Raw genomic sequence first — 25,094 nt, 5'->3', positions numbered from 1 at the left:
CGCCACAAGGTCGAGAACCTCTTCGCTAAGCTCAAAGACTGGCGACGCATCGCCACACGATACGACCGCTGCGCCCACACTTTCTTCTCGGCAATCTGTATCGCCGCGGCCGTCATCTTCTGGCTCTGATCAACGAGTCCTGAGCCTAGCTCTTGCCGCTGCCCTGCGTCGGCAATGCTCTCTTAGGCGCCGCTGGAATGATTCCGTCATCCGGCGCATCGAGCAGGGCGCCAGCCCAGCGGCCGTGATGCCGCGAGCGCTTAGGACTTGCTTCCCCGGATTGTCGAAAAGACGTGAGTGCCAGTCACTCTCCAAATCAGCCCTTTTCATCCGCGCCAACGAAATGCGCTTCATCGGCCGGAGTGCCCAGGCGCGAAGCGTATGGACGATACGCTCGGCCGCTCACTAAACGAGAGGGCACRCTCCCTGGCCAAGTTTCATGTCGCAGGCGACGATCTTGTCGGCCACTCCATCTTGACGGCGCGCCAAAAAAAATAAATTATAATTTATAATATCGGAGGCGCGACGTTGAAGATTTCTCGACTCAAGGCGATCCAGCTCGAAGCACGGTTCGCGGATGTGTTCGGCGGCATCGAGAAGGTGCCCGCAGAACTGCTCGCTCCGGCCGCTCACTTTCGGCGGATTCCCCGCACCGGCCAGGTTTCGACGCTGGTCATCGTCGAGAGCAATGACGGCGCCATCGGCTATGGCGAGGCTTTTGGCCTGCCCCATGCCGGCGCGGCGACTGCGATCATCAACGGTGTCATCGCGCCGGTGCTGATCGGCGCCGAGATCGGCGATCCCAACGAGATGCTCGGGGACCTCGAGCGCTATTTCACGGCGATGGGCAGCACGCGCGGACCCGCCATCGAAGCTCTGAGCGGCGTCGACATCGCCTTGTGGGATCTCAAGGCGCGGGCCGCCGGCCTGCCGCTCGCGACGCTGCTGGGCGGCTCGCCGGGCCCGGTCGCGACCTATGTCAGCCCCGTCGGCTTCCAGGATCATCCCGACAAGTCGGCGCGCGCCGCGCGGGCCTATCTCGATCAGGGCTACACCGCCATCAAGCTCAAGGTCGGCCGCGGCCTCGCGATCGATATCGATCATATCGCTGCCGTGCGCGGCGAAATGGGGTCTGATAAGGCGCTCTATCTCGATGCGAATTGCGCCTATGACGTGCCTACGGCGATCGCGGTCGCCAAGGCGCTCGCTCCCTACAATATCGGCTGGTTCGAGGAGCCGGTGCCGCCTGATGATCCCCAGGCCCTCGCCGAGGTGCGCAGGGCTTCGCCCGTGCCGGTAGCAGCGGGCGAGAACGATTTTACGCTCGCCGCTCACGCCAAACTGGTCGCTGCCGATGCGGTCGATTTCCTGCAGCCAAATATTTCACGCGCGGGTGGCGTGTCGGGTCTGATGGCGATCGGCGCGCTCTGTGCGCGCTCCGGCATCCTGATGGCACCGCATGGCGTCGGCAGCTGCGTCGCCGTCTCGGCGGCAGTGCATACCTGCCGGGCGGCGCCAGCCGTCCATGGCTATGAGGCAAACCGGCTGCTGAACCCGCTGCGCGACAACATGGCGGTGCGCCCACTCGTCACGGAAGCCGGGCAACTCGTCGCTCAGGATTTCCCGGGTCACGGGGGCGAGCCGGATCTAGCACGCCTTGCCCGTTACGTCGTGAACGGCCTCGAGACCAACGCGGAGCGGGGCGATGTCATCCATATCAGTGCGTAGCCCCGGAGACATGGGCGAACTCGTCGGCAAGCCCGGCGAGACGCTCGCCGAGACCTTGCGGCGCACGCTGCTCGACATGATCGTCTTCGGCTACTTCGAGCGGGGCACGCGGCTCTATCCGGAAAAGCTCGCCGAGCATTTCAATGTCAGCCTGACTCCGGTGCGCGAGGCCCTGATGCGACTGGCGGCGGAGGGCTTCATCGAGGTCATCCAGCGGCGCGGCTATCACATCCGCGACCCCGACGCGAAGCAGGTTCTCGACCTCTGGCAGGTGCGGCTCGCAATCGAGCTGATGGCCGGCGAACTGATGATCGGACGCCTGAACGAAGGCAGCCTCGACATCACGGCTGTCGACGCGATCGAGGAGGTCCAGCGCCGCCTCGAAGTCGATCYGCAGGAGATCTCGCACAAGAATCGACATGAGCAGAACGCGAGCTTCCATCACAAGATCGTCGAGTTCAGCGGCAACGACCTGCTGCTCTCGACCTATCGCGGAATCCAGATGCAGGTGCTGAACGCCTGGATCCAGCGCGGCATCGAATCCTGGCGCACGCGCCATGCCTCGGAAGCCGTCGAGCACCGCGCCATCATCAAAGCGCTGCGCGACCGCAATCCCAACGACTRCGCGAAGGCGGTGCGCGCCCATCTGGGCCGCTCGCTCAAGGACGCGCTGGCTGATCTCAAGGCCCGCAATCTGATCGAAGAACTCGCACAGAGCCGAACCTAATCGGCCGCTTTTTCATGGGGAGGAAATGAACATGAAGAGACGTCACGTTCTAAATGGCCTGGCGGCGCTCGGTTTCGTGGCTGCAGGCGCGCTTGTTCCACAGGCTCCGGTCTTGGCGCAGACCAAGACGATCCGAATGTGGACGTTCCTGAGCGCCACAGGGACGACGCCGCGCGAGGTGGCCCTGGCGCAGATCATCAAGAATTACGAGGCCGCCAATCCCGGCACGAAGATCGTCGTGGAGACGCAGGTCTGGGATCAGATGACACCGAAGTTCCTGGCGGCCCATCGCGCCGGCAACGCGCCCGACATCAGTTGGGTGGTGACCGATTTCCTTGGCGACGCGATCGGCTCCGGATCGCTGGCCGACCTCAACGAGCTGTTCATCAAAAAATGGCCGGCAGACCAGGTCAAGGACCATGCCAGCGCCTATTGGGACCTGACCAAGAAGGGCGACAAACAATATGCCTTGTTCGCCTCGCCGAACTACATCTCGATCGTCTACCGCGCGGATCTGATGAAGGCTGCCGGCATTGACCCGGCTTCGATCAAGACCTGGGATGACTTCCGCGCCGCCGCCGAGAAGCTGACGGTGAAGAACGCCGGAGGCCAGGTGACGCGCTATGGCTATGCCCAGGGCTTCAGCGAGCAGCAGGCCGACCCGCACATGATGATCCCCTATCTTCTCGGAGAGGGCGAGACGCTGTTCAAGCCGGACGGAAAAGCCAATTTCGCCAGCCCCGCGGGCGTCGCCGCCATGACCTTCGCGACCGACCTGGTCAAGAAATACAATGTCTCGCCGCCCCAATCGGCGACCTGGACGGTCGACGACCTCTTCGAACAGTTCTCCTCCGACCGCGTCGCCATGATCCAGGGCCCGAGCGTGCGCGTCTCGACGTTGCAGGCCAAGCTCGGCAAGGAGAATGTCGGCCTGATGCTTTGGCCGGGCAACGGCAAGTCCGCCCATTCGCCGGCTGTCATGGCCGGTTGGGCCGTCGGCGTCTGGTCAAAGGGCACGCAGAAGGAGGAGRCCGGCAAGTTCGTAGACTACCTGTTGGGCGCGGAAGCCGAGAAGATCTGGGTCACCGTCGGCGGGCAGTCGCCCCTGATGGCATCAACGGCGAAGGCGGTCGCCCCCTTCGTCGACCAGCCGGGCAACGGCTATATCCGCGTCGCCGCCGAGGGGGCGAGCAAATATGGCTGGCTCACTCCGATTGAGTTCAATGTCGGCGGCTACCGGCAGGCGCTGAACAAGGCGACGCAACGCATCATCGTCGAAGGCGTCGCCGTCAAGGCGGCCCTCGAAGAGGCAGAAACCCGCTTCAACCGTCAGAACAATCGCTGACGTGAGCCAGGCGGAGTCGAATCCGGCTCCGCCTTCGATCAGGGATCGCTCTCGATGACGATGTATTCGCGCCTCGCCGGCGTCAATTACGTGCTGCCTGCGATGGCCCTGCTCATGCTGGTGCTGTTCTCGCCGGTCCTCTACGGCTTCTGGTTCAGCCTGTTCCGCATCCAGTATGGCGCGCCGACGGATTTCGCGGGCCTGGAAAACTATGCACGGCTGCTCGACGATCCAGTGCTCGCCGCCACGTTCGAGCGCAGCGCGCTGTTCACCTGCGCCGMCGTCGCGCTGACACTGGTCATCGCGCTTGCTCTCGCCGTCTGGATCAACCGACTCGGCCAGCGGCTCGGCTTCGTCGTCCAGATGATCGTCATCCTCCCCTGGATCATCTCGACGGTGGTGGCGACGCTGCTGTTCCGCTGGGTCTTCGTCAGCGATATCGGGCTGGTGGGATCGCTGATCCGGATGGCGGGCATCCCCGACGTGCAGCTCCTCAACAGCCCCGGCAGCGCCATGGCCTTGCTGATTGGCGTCTCGGTGTGGAAGCGGGTTGGCTATGCCGTGATCATCCTGCTCGCGGGGCTCAAGGGCATTCCCGACGATTACGAGGAAGCCGCCAAGATCGATGGCGCCAATCCTTGGCAGATCTTCTGGCTGATCGTGCTGCCGCTCTTGAAGACTCCGCTGTTGCTGGTCACGATCGTGCTGACCCTGTCCAACCTCAATACCGTCGAGACACCGCTCGTCCTGACCGGCGGCGGACCGGGCGATGCGACACGAATCCTGCCGATCGAGGTGTTCGACCGCGCCTTCGTGAGTTTTGACCTCGGCTCGGCCACGGCGCTCGCCCTGGTGATGTTTGCCGGCAATATCCTGCTCGTCCTGGCCTATGTCAGGCTCGCGAAGTGGAAGACGTGATGAGCGCTGCCTCTTCCGCCGCTCATCCCAGGCCCGTCCCAGCGCAGAATGCCCAGCCGGTCGGAGCCCGCGCGATCCTGCCCGGCCCGCTCGGCTTCGTCATCGCCGCCCTCTTCCTGGTGCTGGCCGGCCTCAATTTGCTGCCCCTGTTCTGGGGCGTGCTCACCTCGCTCAAGTCGCAACCGGACCTGTTCAGGACGCCTCCGGTGCTGTTTGATTTCATACCGACGGCCGAGAACTACCAGCGCGTCGTCGACAGCGGCTTTCTCGGCAATATGCGTATGAGCGTGTTCTATTGCGTGGTCACGGTGGCGAGCGTGCTGCTGCTCGCGCTGCCTGCCGCCTATGCCTTCGACCGCTTCGATTTCCCACTGCGCCGGGCGCTGTTCATGCTCGTCGTCGCCAGCATTCCGCTGTCGCTCGGCGCGGCCGCCCTGCTGATCCCGAACTATCTGTATTTCACCCGGCTGGGCCTGACCAATTCCTGGTTCACGCTGCCGGTGATCTACACCGCCTACCAGCTGCCGATGGCGATTTGGATCATCAAGGGCTCGCTGGAAGCCATCCCGCGCGAACTCGATGAGGCCGCGATCATAGACGGCGCCACGCATTTCCAGATCCTGACGCGCGTGATGCTGCCCCTGACGCGGCCCGCACTGGGCGCGGCCGGGGTGCTGACCTTCGTCGCCTGCTGGAACGAATTCGTGGCCGGCTCGGTGATGATCGACACGCCGGACCTGCGGCCGATCCAGCCGGCGATCTACAATTTCATCGGCTATTTCGGGCGCGAATGGGGTCCTCTGACAGCCTCCGCGACGCTCGCCATTCTCCCCATCCTCATCGCATTCGCCCTGCTCAGCCGCCTCATCGTGTCCGGCCTGACCAAGGGTTCGGTCAAGGGCTGAGACATGCATACCATCTCCAATATCGGCTGCGACGAGGCTGAGGCCGTCATCACTGCCGCAGCCAGGGAAGCGGCGCAGATCGGCGTGCCGCAGAACATCGCGATCGTCGATGCCGCTGGCCACCTGGTGGCCTTCCGCCGAATGGACGGGGCGAAATTCACCTCGATCGAGATCGCGCTGGCAAAGGCCTTCACTGCGGCCGGCACCCTGGTCGAGACCCGGGCGATCGGGCCCAAGACCCTACCGGGTGAACCCGGCTTCGGCATCCAGAACATGCATGGCGGCCGCTTTACCACGCTCGCCGGCGGCATGCCGCTGCGAGCCGGGACACAGGTGGTCGGCGCGATCGGCGTCAGCTCTGGCTCGACCGCTCAGGACCAGCAGGTGGCCGAGGCCGGGGCGGCTGCCTTCGCTGCCCTCGGCCTCTCCGCCTGATCCGCCTTTCCCTGCCTCTGCAAGCATCGTGAGCCTCACCATGTGGGATATCATCATCGTGGGCGGCGGTTCGGCCGGCTGCGTCCTGGCCAATCGCCTCTCCGCCGACCTATCGAGAAAGGTCCTGCTGATCGAGGCCGGGCGCGACCTCAAGCCCGGGGAGGAAGGTGCGGCGATCCTCGACACTTATCCCGGCAAGGCCGCGTTCGACCCGCAGAACCACTGGCCGGACCTGCTGGTGCAGACTCAGCCGCATCTTCACAATGTGGCCAACCGTCCGCCCGCAAAGCGCTACGAGCAACCGATGCTGATCGGCGGTGGCTCCAGCATCAACGGCCAGATCGCCAATCGCGGCACGCCCGACGACTACAACGAATGGGGTCAGGCCGGCGCCGAGGGCTGGGACTGGGACGCCGTGCTACCCTATTTCATCAAGGCTGAGACGGATCTGGACTATTCGGGACCGCTGCACGGCAAGAGCGGGCCGATCCCGATCCACCGCATCCCGCATGAGCGCTGGCCGGCCTTCTCCATTGCCGCCGAGGCCGCCATGGAAGCGCAGGGTTTACCAGACATCAAGGACCAGAACGGTGCCTTCGGCGACGGGCATTTTGCTATAACGCTGTCAAACAACGGGCAGCATCGCGTGTCGACCGCCATGGCCTATCTCGACGCCGCGACCCGGCGACGGCCCAATCTCACGATCATGACCAACACTCAGGTGCTCACTCTGGCGATGGAGGGCAATCAGGTCGTCGGCGTCGACATCGCAAGGGGCAAGGGCCAGGAAAGGCTGGCGGCCCGCGAGGTCGTGGTGTCCTCCGGCAGCATGCACTCGCCGGCCCTGCTGATGCGCTCCGGCATCGGCCCAGGCGGGCATCTGCGCTCGCTCGGCATCGAGGTCCGGGCCAATCTGCAGGGCGTGGGCGCCAATCTGCAGGAGCACCCCGGCATCTCGCTCTCGGGCTACATCAAGCCAGCGGCGCGGCTCGGCAACTCGACGCGCCGCCATATCCATGTCGGCATGCGCTACAGTTCCGGCGTCGAGGAGTGCGGGCCGTCCGACATGTTCCTGATGGTCGCCGCCAAATCCGCCTGGCATCCGCTGGGACCGCGGATCGGCACAATCATCTCCTGGATCAATAAGGCTCATTCGCGCGGCGAGGTGCGGCTGGCATCGTCGGATCCGCGCAAGGAGCCGACAGCGGACTTCAATTATCTCTCCGACCATCGCGATCTCCAGCGCATGGGCGCGGCTGTCCACCTTATTGCAAGGCTCTTTGCCACGCGGCCCCTTGCCGATCTCGTCGAGATGCCGGGCGCCTCGAGCTATAGCGGCTTTGCCAAGTCGCTGGGCCGCCAGACCGTGCGCAACTACCTGATCACCGCGCCGATTGCGCTCGCCATCGATGCTCTGCCGCCGCTGCGAAAGCTGTTCTTCCAGCGCRCCGTCTCAAGCGGCATCAGCTTGCAATCGCTGCTGAACGAGCCCGACATCCTCGAGGCCTACGTCAAGGCACATGCCTTCGGCCAATGGCACTGCTGCGGAACCTGCCGCATGGGCGCTGCGGTCGACCCCGACGCGGTCGTGGACGGCGCCACGGGGCGGGTGCATGGCGTGGGCGGCCTCAGCGTCGTCGATGCCTCGATCATGCCCACCGCGCCACGCGCGAACCTGAACCTGCCGGTGATCATGATGGCCGAGCGCATGGCAGACCTGATCGCGGCCCGACCAACCTAGGCTATACCTGCCAGTGCGGACGGACGTGGCAGCATCGTCGAACATGCCGATCTTCGAGCGAGCGGCACGCTGAACGCCACCGCCCAGCCGGAGATCAACGACGAGGCGCCTCGATCTACGGCCGAATACTGGTCAGGTTGGGCACGATCGTGGGCTGGTCGAGCGCGGCGAAGCAGATTTCGCAGCACGCCCTCTAAGCGGCAATGAACCCCGGCGCCTGGTCAAAACTCGCCAACTGTGGATCGGACGAGGAGTGCCGGCCCCTGCGTCGGATTGAATGGCCCAGACAGTACCAGGGGATGTCGTCCTTTCTGTCCATGCGGAATCGAAGCCGACGATGGTTCAGAAGCAACAACTCATTTTGGGTTAGTTCACCGAGCTGATGTTCTGCGCGACAGCACCGGCTAATCCAAATTTGCGGTGCGATTTTGCGTCAGGGCTACCTAACGCCGCCAGCCAGTCACGCGCTCGCGCAGCCGGGACACGCTGCAGCCGGTGCAGCACGTCGTCATCGAAATGCTCGGCGCGACAAAGAGAGCGTGCGTCTGCGCAGATGCGATCGAATAGGTGCGCGGTCACGAACGTATCTGCACTCGCTCGATGGAGCCGTCCAGGGAACGAAATGCCCATCTCTTCGATGAGGCCGCCCAATCGATAACTCTTCCGGCCCGGAAACATGCGCCGAGCCAACAGCAGAGTGCAAAGAGTGCGAACGGGCCGCCCCTCAAGGAATTCGCTCGCCTCATGCTCGTAGAATTTTCGATCGAAGCCCGCGTTGTGGCAAACGACGGGCGACGATCCAATGAAGGACGCCAGCTGACGCATGGCTATGGCCGAGGTCGGTGCTCCGATCAGCATCGCAGTGGTTATTCCGGTGATCTGAGTGATCTCCTGGGGCACGCGAACGCCTGGGTCGACAAAGGTGAGTAACTCGTGGCCCGCTCGACCATCCAGCACTTCGCGGGCTGATACTTCAATCACACGAGCCCCCAAGGCTGGGCTGAGGCCGGTCGTCTCGAAGTCGAGCACGACAAAGCGTCCGCCGGGAATGCTGTTCAAGGTAGAGACTCCTCGCGCCTGCTTCGTTGATTCGAGGACAGGATATCATTCAAGGACGGTCGGCCGCGCCTGAAGTCCTCGGGCATTCGGGCGGGGTGATATAAACGAACGGGGCGGCTCGTTGACCATTTATCGGCGGCAGGCGGACTAGAGAGATGACGCTGCACAGCGGGGGGCATCGGCAGCAATCGTCGCTTTAGAAGGGCTCCCGTCGATGACGAAGACAGTGTCTCTGGTGGCTCATTGGAAGCACGTCCTGCGCGCGGGAGAACAAAGCTGAGCAGCGGCCATAAGCCGAGCGTGCCGTGGTCGTGCCGACGGCGGTCATGATCACGACTCGCGTCGGATTTTTGAGGCGAAGCTTTTGGAAATTAAGGGATTTATCTAGCGCTCGGCAAACTCAAATCCAGCTTCGGAGGGCAACGCTCTTTCCAGCTGAGCTACGGGCGCAATCCGTGGATGGTGGATAGCTGATTGCCGGACGCTCGGTAACAGGCGTTTGATCGAAGGCCGAACTGGAGAGGGCGCAGGTTCAAATCCTGTTGGGCGGGCCGATTAAGTCGAAGTTGATATTCCGGGGCTGGTAGCCGTGGCGGACCGGCGGCTCGTTGCGATCATCAGGAAGCAGCTTGCCGGATGGGGCCACGCCCACTTCACGACGGATGCATCCGCCTATCGGCCGGCCGCGCCCCGAAGCGCCGCCGACCGCTTGGTCCGCTTCGATGATCCGTGGCCAATCGGTTGCGACCCCAGTGCGGGCAGCGGGCTCGCGTAGGGCGCGTGCCAAGCGGCGGTTTTCAGCCTTCGGTTCAGAGCGGCAAGAAACGCCATGCACATAGATTGGGACGCAGGGCGATGGCAGGTTCGGCTGCTTGGCCTAGATTGATGCGTTCGCATTCGCGCGCACTCTTGAACAAGGAGCCCCATAATGATCCGTTCGATCACGTTCGCCGGCTTTATCGGCCTCGGCCTCTTCCTCGCAGGGTGCAACCCTGAGTCTCAGTCGCAGCGCACGCTTGGCGGCGCGGCAATTGGCGCTGGCGGCGGTGCGCTCATTGGTGGGATCGCGGGCGGCGGACGGKGGGCCGCGATCGGTGCCCTCGCTGGTGGCGTGACCGGTGCGGTCGTCGGCCGGGCGACAACCCCGAACAACTGCATCTTCCAGGACAGGAGCGGTCGCCGTTTCACGGGGCCCTGCCCATAGGGCACGCCTGAGCGCAGCTGCGGGCCAAAGGGCGGGCCGCCTGGCAGTATCTGGTCTCGTACACGGCCGCTCCGCTGGGGTGGCTGCTGTGCGTGAGGGCCAAGACCGCAACCCCTATCGGGGCGGCCCGTCGCACCGGCGACGGTCCGGCCTTCATGAGTGAACGAAACTGCGTCGGATGCCGGCGCAGTCAATGGCGGGATTCCGAGCCAGGACCTGATTGCTGGTTGCAATTTGATCGAGCGGTTCGACCGAATCGGCTATGTGCCGGGATGTCAGTTACGTAACCAGTCATCGTGCGACGGTGCCGGAGAGCGAATGAGGCTGCTTGCTGAGAAGGGCGTGAAGGCCATCTGGCTGATGGCCACGCTCATCCTCTGCGGCTGCTCGGCTGCGGATGTCGGGCCCGTCAATAGTCACGCGGAGAAGACGCCGCCACCGTCGCCGGAATTCGTCCCCGATCGCGGGGATGACGGCTCGATGGTCGTTGGCCTCGCCTTCTCGGGAGGCGGCGTTCGCGCTTCGGCCTTTTCCTACGGCGTCCTGCGTGCGCTTGACGATATCGTCGTCGACGAGAAGCCTTATCGACGCACGATGGTCGATAATGTCCGGATGATTTCCGGGGTCTCCGGCGGCGCCATTACCGCGGCCTATTTCGGCTATCGTGGCCGCGACGATTACCGTGATTTCGATGATCGCTTCTTGTTCCAGCACGCAGAAGCGAGCATGGAAACATCGCTGGCGTCACCCTTCAGCCTGTCCCGGGCAGTGGCTGGCGGCGTCAATGACCGAAATACCTTTGCACGCTGGTTGAACGATAATCTGTTCGATGGGGCAGATTTTACCCGTTTCAAATGGGCGAACGCACCGTCCGTCTGGATCAGCGCTTCGGATATCTACAATCGGACGCCTTTTCTATTTAGCTACGATACCTTTGCGGCGCTCTGCAGTGATCTCGACAAGCTGAAGATTTCGGATGCGGTGGCAGCCTCCGCCGCCGTGCCTGTCGTCTTTGCGCCCGTCGTGCTGGCTGCCACCAAACAGGATTGCGGCTATAGCCGCCCCGCCTGGTTGAAGGAGGCGCTGAGCGGCTCCAACCCATCCACGCGACTGACGGCCTACGCCAACGCATTGCACTCCTATCATGCCGAAGACGGCATCAAGTTTGTGCGGCTGATGGATGGCGGGCTGACGGACAATCTGGGCATAACGGGTTTCGTCCTCGAAAGAAGCGCGTCAAAGACACCGCACGGACCATTATCGGCGGAGCAGGCCGTCAAGCTGCGCCATTTCCTGTTCATCGTTGCCGATGCTGGCCGCGGGCAGACGGATGATTGGGGGGCTTCGATGAATGGCCCCTGGCTGGCGCCACTGGTCGAAGCGGCAATCGATACCGGCATGACCTCATCGTCTCGCCATGGTCTCGACGCTTTGAACTTTGCCGTCGAAAGGTGGAAGGAGCGGGTGGTCCGCTATCGTTGCGGGTTGCCGTTGGAAACCGTGCGCCGGATCCGGGGCAGCGCTGACGGCTGGGACTGCCGTAAGGTGGATTTCAAGGTCGAACACCTTGAATTCGCTGATCTGGAACAGAACGTCGCGTCCCACCTGAACCGCGTCGAAACGCGGCTCTCGCTGCCGCGCGAGCAGGTCGAGCTGCTCATCGAGGCCGGAAGGACGGTTGTTCACCGGAGCGCGGCCGTGAAGCAGGCGGTCGACGATGTCCGCCGCGCTGCGGGCGTCAGCGGGGGAAATTGATCGCGAGGCCCCTGTCGTTCAGACAACGGCGCGTCTGCCAGAACCGGGCCTAACCAAATGGATTGAACGGCGTCGGGAAACGTCCGGTGGGAGCGATTTCCGCATAGGCCGATCGCGCAATCAGCTGTCCGGCTCCGGGCTGCGCAAGCACATTGGTGCCGTCGAAGATCAACTGGCCGCGCTGGTAGGTCGCAGTGGGGTAGCCGAGCACCTCGAGCCCCTCATAGGGCGTGTAGTCGCTGCCATGGTGCTGCAGCGCGTTGGTCAGGCGCATGCGCTTGGTCGGATCGAAGACGACGATATCGGCATCGGCGCCGATCGCGATGGAACCCTTGCGCGGGGCAAGCCCGAAACGGCGCGCCGGATTGGTCGCAACGAGCGAGACGAACGTGCGCAGATCGATGCGCCCCTTGGCGACCCCCTCGGAATAGAGAATCGGCAAGCGCGCTGCGAGGCCGGGAACGCCGTTCGGGATCTTGTTGAAGGGGGCCGTTTCGCCGTGCTGCTTCTTGCCGCGCGGATCGTCGAAACGCAGCGGCGAGTGATCGGACGAGACGATATCGATGACGCCGTCTCGGATGAGCTGCCAGAGCGCCTCGCGATCGGATGGTGGCCGCAGCGCCGGCGAGATCATGAACTTGGCGCCTTCGAAGCCCAGCCGGTCCATGTCGGATTCGCTGAGCACGAGATACTGCGTGCAGGTCTCCGCCCAGGCCTTCTGGCCGCGAGCCTGGGCGCGCGCCACCTCCTCCCCGGACTGTGCGCCCGAGACGTGGAAGACCTGGACCGGGGTGTCGAGCGCCTCCGCCAGCGCCAGAATGCGGTGGGTCGCTTCGCGTTCGACCACCATGGGTTTCGCCCAGGCAAGATGCTTTGGTGCGCTCAGCCCTGCCGCCAGCAGCGCCTGCGTCAGCCAGCCGATCAGTTCGTGATGTTCGGCATGCACGCAGACGAGTGCTCCGGCATGTCGCGCCGCCGCGAGCACCTGCAGGATCTGCGCATCGGCGAGGCGATTGCTCTCATAGGTCATGAAGACCTTCACGGAGCGATGCCCCGCTGCAACCAGCGCCGGCAGTTCCCGCTCGAGCACCTCGGGCGTCGGGTCGTTGATCAGCAGGTGAAAACCGTGATCGATGCGCGCCTGCTTCGCTTTCGCGCCATAGGCCGCAACCGCCTCGGCAAGCGACCCGCCGCGCGTCTGAGGCGCGTGGCAGACGATCGTCGTCGTGCCGCCCGCCGCAGCTGACGCTGTCCCGCTCGCAAAATCGTCGGCGATGTCGGCGCCGGACGAGAAGGGCTGGTCGAGATGCACATGCGTGTCGACCCCGCCCGGAAGGACCAGCAATCCCTTCGCATCGATATCGGTGTCGCCTCGAGGCAGACCGGCGCCGATCGCGGCAATCAACCCATCCTTGACGCCGACATCGCAAACAGAGATGTCGGACGCGGTCACCGTCGTTCCGCCACGAATGACGAGATCGAAATCGCTCATTGCAGTTCTCCGGTTCTGGCGGCTGGCTCGCCATTCACAAGCCGGCGCGGCTGCGCCGCAGTCTCGAGGGGATGATGAAGACGGAATTGCGCGTCCGGTTGGGCGAGCGGAGCTTTGGCGTCGAGCGGCCTTGGGGCGATCTGTCCCAAACGTCGGGAAAGATCACCGACGTCACGAACGATGCCGAAGGTCGCGCCTATGTGCTGCTGCGCTCCGACGTCGCGGTCGACGCTCCCGGCCCCTGCGTCGTGGTTCTCGACCGTGAGGGATGCCGGATCGCGAGCTGGGGCGAAGGTCTCTGCGTCGATGCGCACAAGATTGCGGCAGGCCCCGATGGCGTGATCGCCATTGTCGATCGTGATGCTCACCGCATCCTGTTCTGCGACCGGGATGGCGCCGTGCGGCGCCAGATCGGCGGGACGCATCAGCCGGGCGCGCCGTTCAATCATCCCAGCGATATCGCCTTTGCCCCGGACGGAGGATTCTATGTGGCGGATGGCTATGGCCACGCGCTCGTGCATCGTTTCGACCGCGCCGGGCGGCATCTGTCGAGCTGGGGCTCCGTCGGCAGGGCGCCCGGCGCGCTCCTGACGCCACATGGCATCTGCGTTCTCAGCGATGGCCGCGTGATCGTCGCCGATCGCGAGAACAGCCGCGTGCAGGCCTTCACCGCCACCGGCGATCTGCTCGCTGTCTGGGATGGGTTTCTGCGGCCGCAGGATGTCGTCGTCGATGCCGCCGATCGCATCCATGTCTGCGACTCGATTCCCACGCTCAGCCTGCTGGCCCCCGATGGGACCCTGCTCGGCCGCTGTCGTCCGGTGCTGAACGGTGCACATGGCATGTGGCTCGCGCCGAACGGCGATATCCTCCTTGCGGAGACCAGCCCCAACCGCCTGACGCGGCTGTTCCCGGTCTAATGCATCGGCCCGAACAATGGGTTGCGGTGTCCGGGAGGGCCGATGCAAACACGGATGACCTCGCCGCTGGTCCAGATGCGGGCCGGCGCTCATCCGGCCTGCGCGACGGCCCTGTGCTGCAGGCGCGACACCATCCGGACGAACGGCCAGAACATCAGGAAATAAACGATCGCGACCGCAACCAGCGGCGTCGGGTTGTACAGAAGGCCCTGGGCGAGCTGCGCGGAACGCAGCAGTTCCTGCAGGGCGACGGCTGAGGCGATCGAGGTCTGTTTGACCAGCTCGACCGTGTTGCTGATCAGGTCGGGCAGCACATTGCGGGCGCCTTGCGGCACCACGACATAGGTCATGCTCTGGCGCCAGGTCAGCCCGGTGGAGCGCGCCGCTTCGCGCTGACCCTTCGGCACGGACTCGATGCCGGCACGGAAGATCTCGGCAAAGTAGCTTGACCCGTTGAGGGTCAGTGCGAGCACGGCCGCGGTGAACTCGTTGAGCTTCAGCCCGAGGAAGGGCAGGCCGAAGAAAATGAAGATCAGCAGCACCAGCGGCGGGATTGCCCGCATGACGTCGACATAGGCGACCAGCAGCATCCGCAGCAGCCTGCTGGGCGAATCCTGCGCCATCGCGATGGCGACACCGCAGGCGACGGATAGCGGCACGGCGACCGCCGCGAGCGCCAGCGTCATCCAGAAGCCCTGCAGGAGCAGTGGCCAGACTTCCCGGAGGACGTCGATATTGAGAAATGTCGTGACGAGTTCGTCCATCACGACCTCGGATGAGCGTAAGCGCGTTCGAGCCAGCGCGTGAAGCGCACGAATGGCAGGAACAGGGCGAGGAACAGCAGCGCGCCAACGGTGAGGGCAGTCGGATTGGCGACGTTCGACTGAATGCTCGATGTCACATTGAGCAGTTCGGGGACCGCGACGACCGAGCCGAGCGTCGTGCCCTTGCTGATACCGATCGCGCGGTTGGTCAGGGGCGGGATCGAGATACGCACGACCTGCGGCAGGATGATATGGACCAGCGTCTGGTTGAAGCCGAGGCCCGTCGAGCGCCCGGCTTCCCATTGGCCCTTGGCGACCGCATTGATGCCGGCCCAGAAGATCTCTTCGGAGAAGGCCGAGAGCACGATCGCCAGCGCCAGGACGGTGGCGGTGAACGGCCCCAGCATCAACCCGAAGGAGGGCAGCGCGAAATAGGCCAGCATGATCAGCACGAGCTGCGGGATCGAGCGAAAGAAATCGATATAGAGGATGATCAGCGCGTTCAGCGGCCTGAAGCCGTAAAGCCGCAGGATCGCGATGGCGAGGCCGAGCGGCACGCCGATCAGCACCGTCAGGATCGACATTTCGATGGTGATGAGGAAGCCGCGCAGGATATCCGGCCAATAGGCGGACATCAGCGAGAAGTCGAAGAAATAGCGGACGATCTGGTCCATGACGTGCTGTCAGGCTCTGGAGCGCGTGACGAAGTCGCGGATGCGCTGGTGTTGCGGCGAGACCAGAATGTCTTCCGGGGTGCCTTCCGCCAGCACCGCACCATGATCCATGAACACGACGCGGTCGGCGACGTCGCGCGCGAAATGCATCTCATGCGTCACGACGATCATGGTCATGCCCATCTCCTTGGTGCGGACCATGACGTTCAGGACCTCGCCCACGAGCTCAGGGTCCAGCGCCGAGGTCGGCTCGTCGAAAAGCATCACCTGAGGCTCCAGCGCCATGGCGCGGGCAATGCCGACGCGCTGCTGCTGACCGCCCGATAGTTGCGCCGGATAGGAGTCGGCCTTGTGCGCGAGCCCGACCAGTTCGAGATGCTGGCGCGCCTTCTGCTCGGCCTCGGCCTTTCCGAGGCCTGCCACCTTGCGCAGCGCCAGGGTCACGTTTCCCAGAGCGGTCTTGTGCGGATAGAGGTTGATGCCCTGGAACACCATGCCGATGCGCCGGCGCAGCAGGTTGAGGTCGACCTTGGCGCCGGTCACTTCCTCGCCGCCGACGCGGATGGTCCCCGCCGTCGGCTCTTCCAGCCGTTTGATGCAGCGCAGGCAGGTGCTCTTGCCCGAGCCGGACGAGCCGACGATCACGACGGCCTCGCCCTTGGCGACCCTGAGATCGACGCCGCGCAGGACCTCGACATTGCCGAAGCTCTTCCGCAGACCGTCTATGGCGACGATCGGGTCTGCGGATGCAGGCGTGATTGCGGTCGCCGACCTCACTTACAGACGGCCTTGTGCTCGGTCGCGTCATAGCCCTCGAAGTCCGGGGCACCGATGCCCGGATAGATCTTCGCCGAGGAGGACGAGGCGTCCGGCTTCACGCCGAACCATTTCTCATGGATCTTGGCGAGCGTTCCGTCCGTCTTGATGCATTCGAGGGCTTCCTCGACCTTGGCGCGAAACGCTGCGTCCTCCTTGCGGAAGGCGATGCCGAAATTGCGACCGCTGTCGAGCACGAACGCAACCTCGGCAGCGGGCGTCTGCGTCGAAACATAGCGCGAGACCGGTGCATCGGCGACGTTGGCGAAGGCACGGCCGATCATCACGGCCTGCACCGCGTCGGCATTCTTGTTGTAGCGCTGGATCGTATAGCCGTACTTGGCTTCGTTGTCGGTCAGCCACTTGTCGGAAATGCTACCATTGTTCACGGTCAGCGCCTTGCCCTTCAGCTCCTCGAGATTGGCGATCTTGCCGCCTTTCTTGACGAGGAAGCCGAGGCCGGTCGGCATATAGGGCTCGCTGAACAGCATCTGCTGGGCGCGCTCCGGCGTGATGTTGGTCGGCGCCGGGATCATCTCATAGCGCTTGGAGAAGAGGCCGGCGAAGATCGCCGAGAAGTTCGAGTCGGTAACGTCGACGCCCGGGCGGCCCAGCTTCTGCGCCAGCGCCAGCGACATGTCATAGGTGAAGCCGGTGGTCTCGCCGGCCGCCGTCTTGAAGCAGAATGGAGCAAAGCCGAGGTCGCAAGCCACTTTCAGCTTCTCATTGGCTGGATGATCGGCGTCCTGGGCCAGCACAGGGGTGACAAGGAGCGCCGCCACGGCGAATCCCTGAACGGCCGTGCGCGCCGCTTTGACCGACAAAAACCTCATCATCCTGCTCCCGTTAGATGTTGTCTCCGGGAGCCGCGATCGCCGCGCCTGTCGCTTGCAACGATCCGGCCGCCCAGAGGCAAAACTCTAACAGTGCGAATTCATGCCTTACCAATCACTTGTTGTCGGGTTGCCATAACCTTGTGTTAAGTCCCCGACGTCGGCCTCCTGGCCATGTCCGCCAGGCGGAGGCGGGACAAGATCGCGCAGGATGTCGACGAAGGCGCGTGCCGTGCGTGACAGGGGTTCGTAGCGAAGTGTCAGCAGATGCGCGCGCACACGCGTCTTGGGGGCGAGCGGACGTGAGACCAGTTCGGGCCATGTCCGGCCGCGCAGGACGAATTCGTCGACAACGGCAACCCCCGCTCCGGCTCTGACCATCGCGCAGGCGACGGGGGTGAAGCGAACGACGGTGCTGATGCGAAGGGGCTCGGGGCCGAAAGCCAGTGCCCTTTGGACAATGTCTCCATAGGGCGTCTGCGGCCCGAAACCGATCAACGGATAGGGGGCGATATCGGCTGGCCGGACGACGCGCAATCGGGTCAGCGGGTGGTCGCGCGGCATGATCGCCATCAGGCGCCCCTCCGTGACCACCTCCGATTGAATGGTCGGCTCGTCCACCGGCAGCACTGAAACGCCGAGATCGGCCCGCGCACTGGTGATCTTGGCTATCACTTCGAGCAGCGTCAGGATCTCGAACTCGACGCGCAGATCGGAAAAGCGCTCGCGCAGCCGCGCGATCGCGCCGGGAACCATGGTCTGGCCGACGCTCGGGCTGGCGACGATGCGGACCGTGCCGGTCCCGCGCTCGCGCAGTTCCTCGGCGAGTTCGTTGACGCGCAGCACGCCCTGGTGGACCTGGTCGACCTCGGTGAAGAGGCGCCGCGCCTCCGGCGTCGGCTGGATCCGACCGCGCACGCGTTCGAACAGGCGCAACTCCAGCCGGTCCTCCGTATAGGCMAGGAGCCGGCTGATGGCTGGCTGCGAGACCGAGAGCAGGCKCGCCGCGCCGCTGATCGATCCGGTGATCATGATTGCGCGGAAAACTTCCAGCTGCCGCAGGTTCAATCGCATGCGAATAACATTCAGTTATGACTTCCAGCCGAATTAGCATGCTTGCTTGGACGTGCCGCCATCTAAGTTCGTCCGGGCTCGGCGGGATGYCGGCATGCCAGGTCGATTCGAGGCTGACCGATGGGACGTTTTCTGACGATTGGGGATGTCGAGGCGGCTATTGCAGGCGGCTCGATCTTTGCTGCGGGTGGCGGTGGCTGGGCCGAGCACGGGCGCATGCTGGGGACTGCAGCGGTGATGGCCGGCCGGCCGGAGTTGGTCTCGATCGAAGAGGCGCCGGACGACGCGATCATCGCGACCGCGGCTGCAATCGGCGCTCCTGCCGGCACGACGGACTGGGAGATGCAGGGCGTCGACTACGTCCGGGCCGTCCAGCTGCTGCAGGATGCGCTGGGCAAGCCAGTCTATGGCCTGATCATCGGCCAGAACGGCATGTCGAGCACGCTCAATGCCTGGCTCCCGAGCGCCCTCCTCGGCGTGAAGGTGATCGATGCCGTTGGTGATATCCGCGCCCATCCCACCGGCGACATGGGGTCGATCGGCCTTGCCAACAGCCCCGAGGCGACGATCCAGACGGCTGTCGGCGGCAATCGCGCCAAGAATTCCTATATCGAGCTCGTGACGCGCGGCGCGACGGGGAAGGTCTCGCCGATCCTGCGCACGGCCTCGGACATGTCGGGCGGGTTCATCGCGTCCTGCCGGAACCCGGTTCCGGCGTCCTATGTGCGCAAGCACGCGGCGCTCGGCGGTATTTCCATGGCGCTGGCGCTCGGGGAGCGCATCCTGGCCGCCACGCCCAAGGGCGGGCCCGCGGTCATCGACGCAATCTGCGACCAGGCCGGTGGATCGATCATCGGGCGTGGGACTGTTGTCCGCAAGTCGGTGCAGTACACCAGCGAAGCCTTTGATATCGGAACCATCCAGGTCGGCTCCGGCGCCGCGGCACGGATTCTCCATGTCATGAATGAGTACATGGCGGTGACCGATCTCGATGGCGCGCGCCTGGCGAGCTATCCCGATGTCATCACCACGCTCGGTTCGGATGGCCGGCCCGTCAGCGTCGGCCATGTCACTGAGGGCATGGAGCTCTCGATCCTGCGCATTGCCAAGGATCGCATCCCGCTGAGCTCCAGCGTGACGGATCCGAGTGTCTACCCGATCGTAGAGAAGGCGCTCGGGATGGATTTCACGGGCTATGCGCTCGGGTGATCCGCCTGACGCGCACATGCACTGCTTCCGCTGTCGCGATAACGACCGATTATGGGCGACGGCGAAATTGGTATGTTTGGCTCTGAGGCCGAGCAGCTATCGTGACACGCATGGCCTGCGGGCCAGACAGCATCAACCGGGCATCTGACCATGAGTGATTTCGATCTCGTTCTTCGCGGCAATGTCGTTCTGTCCGACCAGATCATCGAGGATGGCTATGTCGCCGTCACTGGTGGCAAGGTCGGCGCTGTCGGTGCGGGTACACCGCCTTCGGCGCGCGAGACGCAGGATTTCCGCGGTCAGTGGATCATCCCGGGCGTGATCGACGGCCAGGTCCATTCCGGGAGCCAGGCCAACCACGAGGGCATCGGCATGTGCTCGCGCGCGGCCGCCGCCGGTGGCGTCACCGTCATGGTCGACATGCCCTATGACGAGCCCGAGCCGGTCACCAACGCCAGGCTTTTCAACGAGAAGGTCGCGATCGTCGAACGCGACGCACATGTCGATGTCGCGCTCTATGCCACGATCACCATCGAAAACGGCCTGCATGCCATTCCGGGCCTCGTCGATGCCGGCGCCTGCGCCTTCAAGTTCTCGACCTTCGAGGCGAACCCGACGCGCTTCCCGCGCATCGGCGACGACACGCTCTACGAGGCGTTCAAGCTGATCGAGCCGACGGGGCTCCTTTGCGGTGTCCATAACCAGGACCAGGAGATGACGCGCCGGAACATCGCGCGCCTGATCGAGGCCGGCGATACCGGCTCCGACGCCTTCCTGCGCGCCCATACCCCGCTGGTTGAGAACCTCGCCACGGCGCGGATCTACGAGATCGGCGCCGAGACCGGCGCCCGCGCCCATGCCGTCCATGTCTCGACCTCGCGCGGCTTCGAGATCTGCAACCTCTACAAGCGCGCCGGCTACAGGGCGACGGTCGAGAGCTGCGTGCAGTACTTCATGCTCAACGCCGAGGAGCACGCGCCTCGCTTCGGTGCCAAGATCAAGCACTACCCGCCGATCCGGCCGAAGGCGGAGAGCGAGCTGCTCTGGAGCCACCTCGCCGCCGGTCATTGCGACTTCATCTCCTCCGACCACGTCTCCTGGGGGCTGGAGAAGAAGGGCGACCCCAACATCTTCAAGAACACCTCCGGCGGTCCCGGCATCGAGACCCTGCTGCCGGCGCTGTGGACCGGCTGCGAGGAGCACGGCATCTCCCCGACCATGGCGGTGAAGCAGCTTTGCGAAGGCCCGGCGAAGGCCTTCCTGCTCGCCGACAAGGGCCGTCTCGCGCCAGGCTCGGATGCCGACATCGTCGTGCTMGAGCCCGGCCGCTTCATCCATGATCCGAGCAAGAGCCTTGCGGCGGTGAAGTGGAGCTCGTTCGAGGGCCGCGAATTCCGCGTGCGGGTGGCTGCGACCTATGTCCGTGGCGCTCTTGCCTGGGATGGCGCGAAGATCTGCAACGAAGCGGGCGACGGCCGCTTCCTGCGGCCTGCGGCGTAAAGCGGCGAACGATGTCGATCGACGCAGAGCGTTTGTGGCGGCGTATCGAGGCGCTGTCCAAGATCACCGATCCCGATCGTCCCTGGACGCGGCGCTCCTTTACGCCGCGCTTCCTCGAAGGACGCAAATGGCTGGCGGCCGAGTTCCGCGCTGCCGGTCTGGAGACGACGATCGACGCAGGCGGCAATCTCGTCGGCCGCCTTGCGGGCGCCGATCCCTCGTTGAAGCCGATCATCATCGGCTCGCATTCCGACACGGTGCCCTCGGGCGGACGCTATGACGGGATTCTCGGCGTGCTGGCGGGACTGGAAGTCGCGCAAAGCTTCATCGAGCGCGGCGACCGGCTGCGGCATTCGCTCGAGGTTTACGATTTCCTGGCCGAGGAGCCGAGCGAGTTCGGCCTCTCCTGCATCGGCAGCCGTGCGCTTGCCGGTGCGCTCTCCGACGAGATGCTGGCGATGACGCGCCCCGACCGCATGACGCTGCGCGAGGGTATCGGCTTCGTCGGCGGCCGGCCCGACGAGATCGCCTCGGTGCGGCGTACCGCCGAGAGCGTCGCGGCCTATGTCGAGGTGCATATCGAGCAGGGGCGCGTGCTGGAGAGCGAGGGCACGGCGATCGGTGTCGTTACAGACATCGTCGGCATTCGGCGCGAGCGCATCATCGTGTCCGGGCGGGCCGACCACGCGGGTGCGACGCCGATGCCCTTGCGCGCCGATGCGCTCGTCGGCGCGGCCAAGCTGATCGAGGCCGCTTACGAGCGTGCCGGCGCGCGATCGAACGATCCCCAACCCCTGGTCGCCACCTTTGGTCGCATCGAGATCAGCCCCAATGCCGCCAATGCCGTGCCTGGTGAGGCGGTTCTGACGCTCGAGGTGCGTTCGGGCGACGAGGCGGCGGTCAAGGCGTTCGGCGAGGAACTGGTCAGCGATCTGAAGCCGGCACTGGCGGCGCTGCGTCTCACTGTGCGGTCGGAACCGATCAGCCATGTGCCGCCGACGGCCTGCGCGCCGGCCGTGCGCTCGGCGATCGCCGCTGCCGCGGCCTCGCTCGGTCTGTCGACGCGGGACCTGCCGAGTGGTGCCGGGCATGATGGCGTGTTCGTCGCCCGCACCGGTCCGATCGGCATGATCTTCGTGCCCTGTCTCGATGGCCGCAGCCACGCCCCGGAAGAGTCGATCGAGCCACAACAGGCCGGGGATGGMGCACGCGTCCTCGGTGAAACGGTGCGCCTGCTCGACGCGACCCTGGGTTGACGCGATGGAGTGGTCCGTCACCGATCTGGCCGAGCGCGATCTCTACAAGCTGCTCGTCAACACCGTGTTGCCGCGGCCGATCGCGCTCGTCACCACCGTGAATGCGCAGGGGCACGCCAATGCTGCGCCCTTCAGCTTCTTCAACGTCTTCAGCCACGCACCGCCGCTCGTCGTGCTTGGCATCGAAGGCCGCGATCTGGGGGATGCCCCGCTGAAGGATACGATGCGCAACATCCGCGCGACGGGGAGTTTCGTCGTCAACCTCGTCGACCGGGCGCTCGTCGACGCGATGCAGGTCTGCGCGATCGATTTTCCCGGCGATGTCGACGAGATCGCAGCCGCCGGGCTTGAAACAGCGCCCGGCCGCAAGGTCGCCGCGCCACGCCTCGCAGCGTCACCGGTCCAGCTCGAATGCCGCGAGACGGTGTCGCTGTCGCTGGGCACACGCCATCGCAACCTCGTCGTCGGCGAAATCCAGCACATCCATATTCGGGATGGCGCGGTCGATGAGCGGCTGCATGTCGACATCGACAAGCTCGACCTGGTCGGCCGCCTGCATGGTTCCGACTGGTATGTCACGATGCGCGACCGCTTCCAGGCGCCGCGCCAGACGCTCGACACCTGGCGCGCGCAACAGAGCGCGCTGCGTGCGAAGCCCGAAGGAGAGGCCCCGTGAGCGGCACGATCTTTGTCATCAACCCCAATTCGAACGGGGCAGTGACCGCCGGCATCGATACCGCGGTGGCGCCGCTGCGCTCGGTCGATGGTCCGCCGATCGAGTGCCTGACCCTGGCCGAGGGGCCTGCTGGCATCCAGTCCCAGCGCGATATCGACGGCCTGATACAGCCCATGCTGAGGCGGGCCGCCGCGCTGGAGAACGAGGCTTCGGCCTTCGTGATCGCCTGCTTCTCCGACCCGGGCATGTACGCGCTGCGCGAGCAGAGCGAGAAGCCGGTGCTGGGCATTGCCGAGTGCGGGGTCCTGACCGCTTTGACGCTGGGCCAGCGCTTCGGCGTGATCGCCATTCTGCCGGCCTCGATCCCGCGTCACTTGCGCTATTTCGGCGCGATGGGTGTGACGGACCGCCTGGCCGGCGATCTTTCGATCGGCCTGACGGTCGCCGAGCTTGCCGATGACGCGCGGACCATGGGACGGATGACCGATGTCGGGCGCACCTTGCGCGATACCCATCACGCCGATGTGCTGGTGATGGGCTGCGCCGGCATGGCGCGTTTCCGGGACCCGCTCGAGCAGGCGCTCGGCGTACCCGTGGTCGAGCCGACGCAGGCTGCGGTGACCATGGCGATCGGCCGCGCCCGGCTCGGCTGGGGCGGCCGCCCGCTTCGGGGACATGCCGCGTGACGGATCTAGTTGCGCGCCTCGCCGACATCGTCGGTGAGAGGCATGTGCTTGTCGATGCCGAAGCGCAGGCGCCGTTCCTGACGGATTGGCTCGGAAAATACAGGGGGGCTGCTGCCGCCATCGTCCGGCCCGGCTCGACCGAGGAGGTCGCGGCCGTGATGGCGCTTTGCACGGCGCGGAGGATTCCGGTCGTGCCCCAGGGCGGCAACACCAGCATGTCGGGCGGCGCGACGCCGGATATGTCGGGGCGCGCCATCGTCGTGTCGCTGACGCGCATGAACCGCATCCGCGCGGTCGATCCGATCGGCAACACGATGACGGTCGATGCCGGCAGCGTGCTTGCCAAGGTCCAGGAGGCCGCGAAAGCGGCTGGACGCTTCTTCCCGCTCAGCCTTGGAGCCGAGGGGAGCTGCACGATCGGCGGGAATCTTGCGGCCAATGCCGGCGGCGTCGCCGTGCTGCGCTACGGCACCATGCGTGAACTGACGCTCGGGCTCGAGGTCGTTCTGCCGGACGGAAGGATCTGGGATGGCCTCACCGCGCTGCGCAAGGATAATACCGGTTACGCCTTGCGGAATCTGTTCATCGGATCGGAAGGGACGCTGGGCGTCATCACCGGCGCGGTCCTGAAACTGTTTCCTCAACCCTTGGCGCGCGCGACCGCTTTCGTCGCCTTGCGCGACGCGAACGCTGCCCTGTCCTTGCTGTCTTCGGTGCGTGCGCGCTGTGGCGATCGCCTGACCGCCTTCGAATTCATGACCGGCGATTGCCTCTCGCTCATCCTGAAGCACAGCGCCGAGGCGCGGTTGCCGCTTGGCGCCGTTCCGCCTGCGGCGGTGCTGATCGAATTGTCCGATGCGGATGACGAGTTGGCGCTGACCGAGCGGCTCGAAGGCGCGCTGGCAGAAGCCGTCGAGACGGAGATCGTTCTCGACGCCGCCATCGCCCAGGATGGTGTGCAGGCCAAGGCGTTCTGGCGCATCCGCGAAGGCGTCTCGGAAGCGCTGGTGCGCGAAGGCAAGGCTGCCAAGCACGATGTCTCGGTGCCGGTCGCGGCCATGGCCGATTTCGTCGCAGCCACCGATGCGGCTGTCATCGCTGCTGCTCCCGGTGTGCGCCCCATCGTGTTCGGCCATCTCGGCGACGGCAACCTGCACTACAATCTGCTGCCGCGTATGGGACAGAGCGATGCGGACTTCGCCGCCCTCGCACCGGAACTCACCCGCATCGTTCATGACGAGACGTGCAAGCGCCGCGGATCGATCAGCGCCGAGCATGRCATCGGTCAGCTTCGGGTCGCGGAGATGCCGCGCTGCAAGGCGCCGATCGAGCTGGACCTGATGCGCTCGCTCAAGACCCTGTTCGACCCCCACAATC

Annotated in this window: 24 protein-coding genes; 17 read left to right on the top strand and 7 right to left on the bottom strand. The window is 64.9% G+C overall.

Annotated features, from left to right (window positions below):
• From AC1DJT_RS14960 to AC1DJT_RS14925, 8 genes are all read left to right on the top strand, one after another.
• The coding region (locus AC1DJT_RS14960; protein WP_476834322.1) for a transposase at window positions 1–129 on the top strand (129 nt) is incomplete at its 5' end.
• A gap of 399 nt (window positions 130–528) precedes the next feature.
• Window positions 529–1,728: a mandelate racemase/muconate lactonizing enzyme family protein gene (locus AC1DJT_RS14955; RefSeq protein WP_441504888.1), complete on the top strand. Its 1,200-nt coding sequence runs from the start codon at window positions 529–531 to the stop codon at window positions 1,726–1,728.
• Window positions 1,706–2,455, top strand: coding sequence for a GntR family transcriptional regulator (locus tag AC1DJT_RS14950; protein ID WP_476834321.1), 750 nt, complete (start codon window positions 1,706–1,708; stop codon window positions 2,453–2,455). Before AC1DJT_RS14955 ends, AC1DJT_RS14950 begins: the two co-directional genes overlap by 23 nt.
• A 31-nt stretch (window positions 2,456–2,486) precedes the next feature.
• Window positions 2,487–3,800: an ABC transporter substrate-binding protein gene (locus AC1DJT_RS14945; protein WP_476834320.1), complete on the top strand. Its 1,314-nt coding sequence runs from the start codon at window positions 2,487–2,489 to the stop codon at window positions 3,798–3,800.
• Between the two features lie 54 nt (window positions 3,801–3,854).
• On the top strand, window positions 3,855–4,718 hold the full coding sequence (locus tag AC1DJT_RS14940) for a carbohydrate ABC transporter permease (protein WP_476834319.1): 864 nt from the start codon (window positions 3,855–3,857) through the stop codon (window positions 4,716–4,718).
• The gene (locus AC1DJT_RS14935) at window positions 4,718–5,623 is read left to right on the top strand and encodes a carbohydrate ABC transporter permease (RefSeq protein WP_476767638.1); all 906 of its coding nucleotides are present in this window, start codon (window positions 4,718–4,720) and stop codon (window positions 5,621–5,623) included. The genes AC1DJT_RS14940 and AC1DJT_RS14935 overlap by 1 nt, the downstream gene beginning before the upstream one ends.
• Window positions 5,624–5,626: 3 nt before the next feature.
• On the top strand, window positions 5,627–6,058 hold the full coding sequence (locus AC1DJT_RS14930) for a GlcG/HbpS family heme-binding protein (RefSeq protein WP_441490679.1): 432 nt from the start codon (window positions 5,627–5,629) through the stop codon (window positions 6,056–6,058).
• Between the two features lie 40 nt (window positions 6,059–6,098).
• Window positions 6,099–7,799: a GMC family oxidoreductase gene (locus AC1DJT_RS14925; RefSeq protein ID WP_476834318.1), complete on the top strand. Its 1,701-nt coding sequence runs from the start codon at window positions 6,099–6,101 to the stop codon at window positions 7,797–7,799.
• Window positions 7,800–8,165: 366 nt separating this feature from the next.
• Here the strand turns inward: AC1DJT_RS14925 and AC1DJT_RS14920 are convergent, their stop codons facing one another.
• Window positions 8,166–8,858, bottom strand: a complete 693-nt coding sequence (locus tag AC1DJT_RS14920) for a 3'-5' exonuclease (protein ID WP_476767637.1) — start codon at window positions 8,856–8,858, stop codon at window positions 8,166–8,168.
• Between the two features lie 928 nt (window positions 8,859–9,786).
• Between AC1DJT_RS14920 and AC1DJT_RS14915 the strand changes: the two genes are divergently transcribed.
• Both AC1DJT_RS14915 and AC1DJT_RS14910 read left to right on the top strand, forming a co-directional pair.
• Window positions 9,787–10,062 (top strand): YMGG-like glycine zipper-containing protein, encoded by a 276-nt coding sequence (locus AC1DJT_RS14915; protein WP_476834317.1) that lies wholly within the window; start codon window positions 9,787–9,789, stop codon window positions 10,060–10,062.
• Window positions 10,063–10,296: 234 nt separating this feature from the next.
• Window positions 10,297–11,817: a patatin-like phospholipase family protein gene (locus AC1DJT_RS14910; protein ID WP_476834316.1), complete on the top strand. Its 1,521-nt coding sequence runs from the start codon at window positions 10,297–10,299 to the stop codon at window positions 11,815–11,817.
• Window positions 11,818–11,866: 49 nt separating this feature from the next.
• Here the strand turns inward: AC1DJT_RS14910 and hydA are convergent, their stop codons facing one another.
• The gene (hydA, locus tag AC1DJT_RS14905) at window positions 11,867–13,309 is read right to left on the bottom strand and encodes a dihydropyrimidinase (RefSeq protein ID WP_476775039.1); all 1,443 of its coding nucleotides are present in this window, start codon (window positions 13,307–13,309) and stop codon (window positions 11,867–11,869) included.
• Between hydA and AC1DJT_RS14900 the strand changes: the two genes are divergently transcribed.
• The gene (locus tag AC1DJT_RS14900) at window positions 13,309–14,229 is read left to right on the top strand and encodes an NHL repeat-containing protein (protein WP_476834315.1); all 921 of its coding nucleotides are present in this window, start codon (window positions 13,309–13,311) and stop codon (window positions 14,227–14,229) included. The two genes, hydA and AC1DJT_RS14900, sit on opposite strands and share 1 nt — an antisense overlap.
• A gap of 89 nt (window positions 14,230–14,318) precedes the next feature.
• Here AC1DJT_RS14900 and AC1DJT_RS14895 read toward each other — a convergent pair whose 3' ends face one another.
• The 5 genes from AC1DJT_RS14895 to AC1DJT_RS14875 form a co-directional block, all read right to left on the bottom strand.
• The gene (locus AC1DJT_RS14895; protein ID WP_441490687.1) at window positions 14,319–14,993 is read right to left on the bottom strand and encodes an amino acid ABC transporter permease; all 675 of its coding nucleotides are present in this window, start codon (window positions 14,991–14,993) and stop codon (window positions 14,319–14,321) included.
• The gene (locus tag AC1DJT_RS14890; protein ID WP_441490688.1) at window positions 14,993–15,667 is read right to left on the bottom strand and encodes an amino acid ABC transporter permease; all 675 of its coding nucleotides are present in this window, start codon (window positions 15,665–15,667) and stop codon (window positions 14,993–14,995) included. The genes AC1DJT_RS14895 and AC1DJT_RS14890 overlap by 1 nt, the downstream gene beginning before the upstream one ends.
• Before the next feature lie 9 nt (window positions 15,668–15,676).
• On the bottom strand, window positions 15,677–16,444 hold the full coding sequence (locus AC1DJT_RS14885; protein ID WP_476767633.1) for an amino acid ABC transporter ATP-binding protein: 768 nt from the start codon (window positions 16,442–16,444) through the stop codon (window positions 15,677–15,679).
• On the bottom strand, window positions 16,441–17,316 hold the full coding sequence (locus AC1DJT_RS14880; protein WP_441504878.1) for a substrate-binding periplasmic protein: 876 nt from the start codon (window positions 17,314–17,316) through the stop codon (window positions 16,441–16,443). The genes AC1DJT_RS14885 and AC1DJT_RS14880 overlap by 4 nt, the downstream gene beginning before the upstream one ends.
• Before the next feature lie 108 nt (window positions 17,317–17,424).
• Window positions 17,425–18,390: a LysR family transcriptional regulator gene (locus tag AC1DJT_RS14875; RefSeq protein WP_476834314.1), complete on the bottom strand. Its 966-nt coding sequence runs from the start codon at window positions 18,388–18,390 to the stop codon at window positions 17,425–17,427.
• Window positions 18,391–18,510: 120 nt separating this feature from the next.
• Here AC1DJT_RS14875 and AC1DJT_RS14870 point away from each other — a divergent pair, with 120 nt between their 5' ends.
• The 6 genes from AC1DJT_RS14870 to AC1DJT_RS14845 form a co-directional block, all read left to right on the top strand.
• Window positions 18,511–19,599 carry a DUF917 domain-containing protein gene (locus tag AC1DJT_RS14870; protein ID WP_476767631.1) on the top strand — a complete coding sequence of 363 codons (1,089 nt, stop codon included), beginning with the start codon at window positions 18,511–18,513 and terminating at the stop codon, window positions 19,597–19,599.
• Between the two features lie 150 nt (window positions 19,600–19,749).
• Window positions 19,750–21,099 carry a dihydroorotase gene (locus tag AC1DJT_RS14865; protein ID WP_476834313.1) on the top strand — a complete coding sequence of 450 codons (1,350 nt, stop codon included), beginning with the start codon at window positions 19,750–19,752 and terminating at the stop codon, window positions 21,097–21,099.
• An 11-nt stretch (window positions 21,100–21,110) separates the two neighbouring features.
• Complete coding sequence (locus tag AC1DJT_RS14860) at window positions 21,111–22,355, top strand: hydantoinase/carbamoylase family amidase (RefSeq protein WP_476767629.1); 1,245 nt, start codon at window positions 21,111–21,113, stop codon at window positions 22,353–22,355.
• A gap of 4 nt (window positions 22,356–22,359) precedes the next feature.
• Complete coding sequence (locus AC1DJT_RS14855) at window positions 22,360–23,031, top strand: flavin reductase family protein (protein ID WP_441490696.1); 672 nt, start codon at window positions 22,360–22,362, stop codon at window positions 23,029–23,031.
• Window positions 23,028–23,717, top strand: a complete 690-nt coding sequence (locus tag AC1DJT_RS14850; RefSeq protein ID WP_441490697.1) for an aspartate/glutamate racemase family protein — start codon at window positions 23,028–23,030, stop codon at window positions 23,715–23,717. Before AC1DJT_RS14855 ends, AC1DJT_RS14850 begins: the two co-directional genes overlap by 4 nt.
• On the top strand, window positions 23,714–25,094 hold a 1,381-nt coding region (locus AC1DJT_RS14845), incomplete at its 3' end, for an FAD-binding oxidoreductase (protein WP_476834312.1). The genes AC1DJT_RS14850 and AC1DJT_RS14845, both read left to right, overlap by 4 nt.

It is taken from the genome of Allobosea sp. 05T422_2, assembly GCF_056396265.1.
This window is presented reverse-complemented; position numbering and strand designations above follow the sequence as displayed.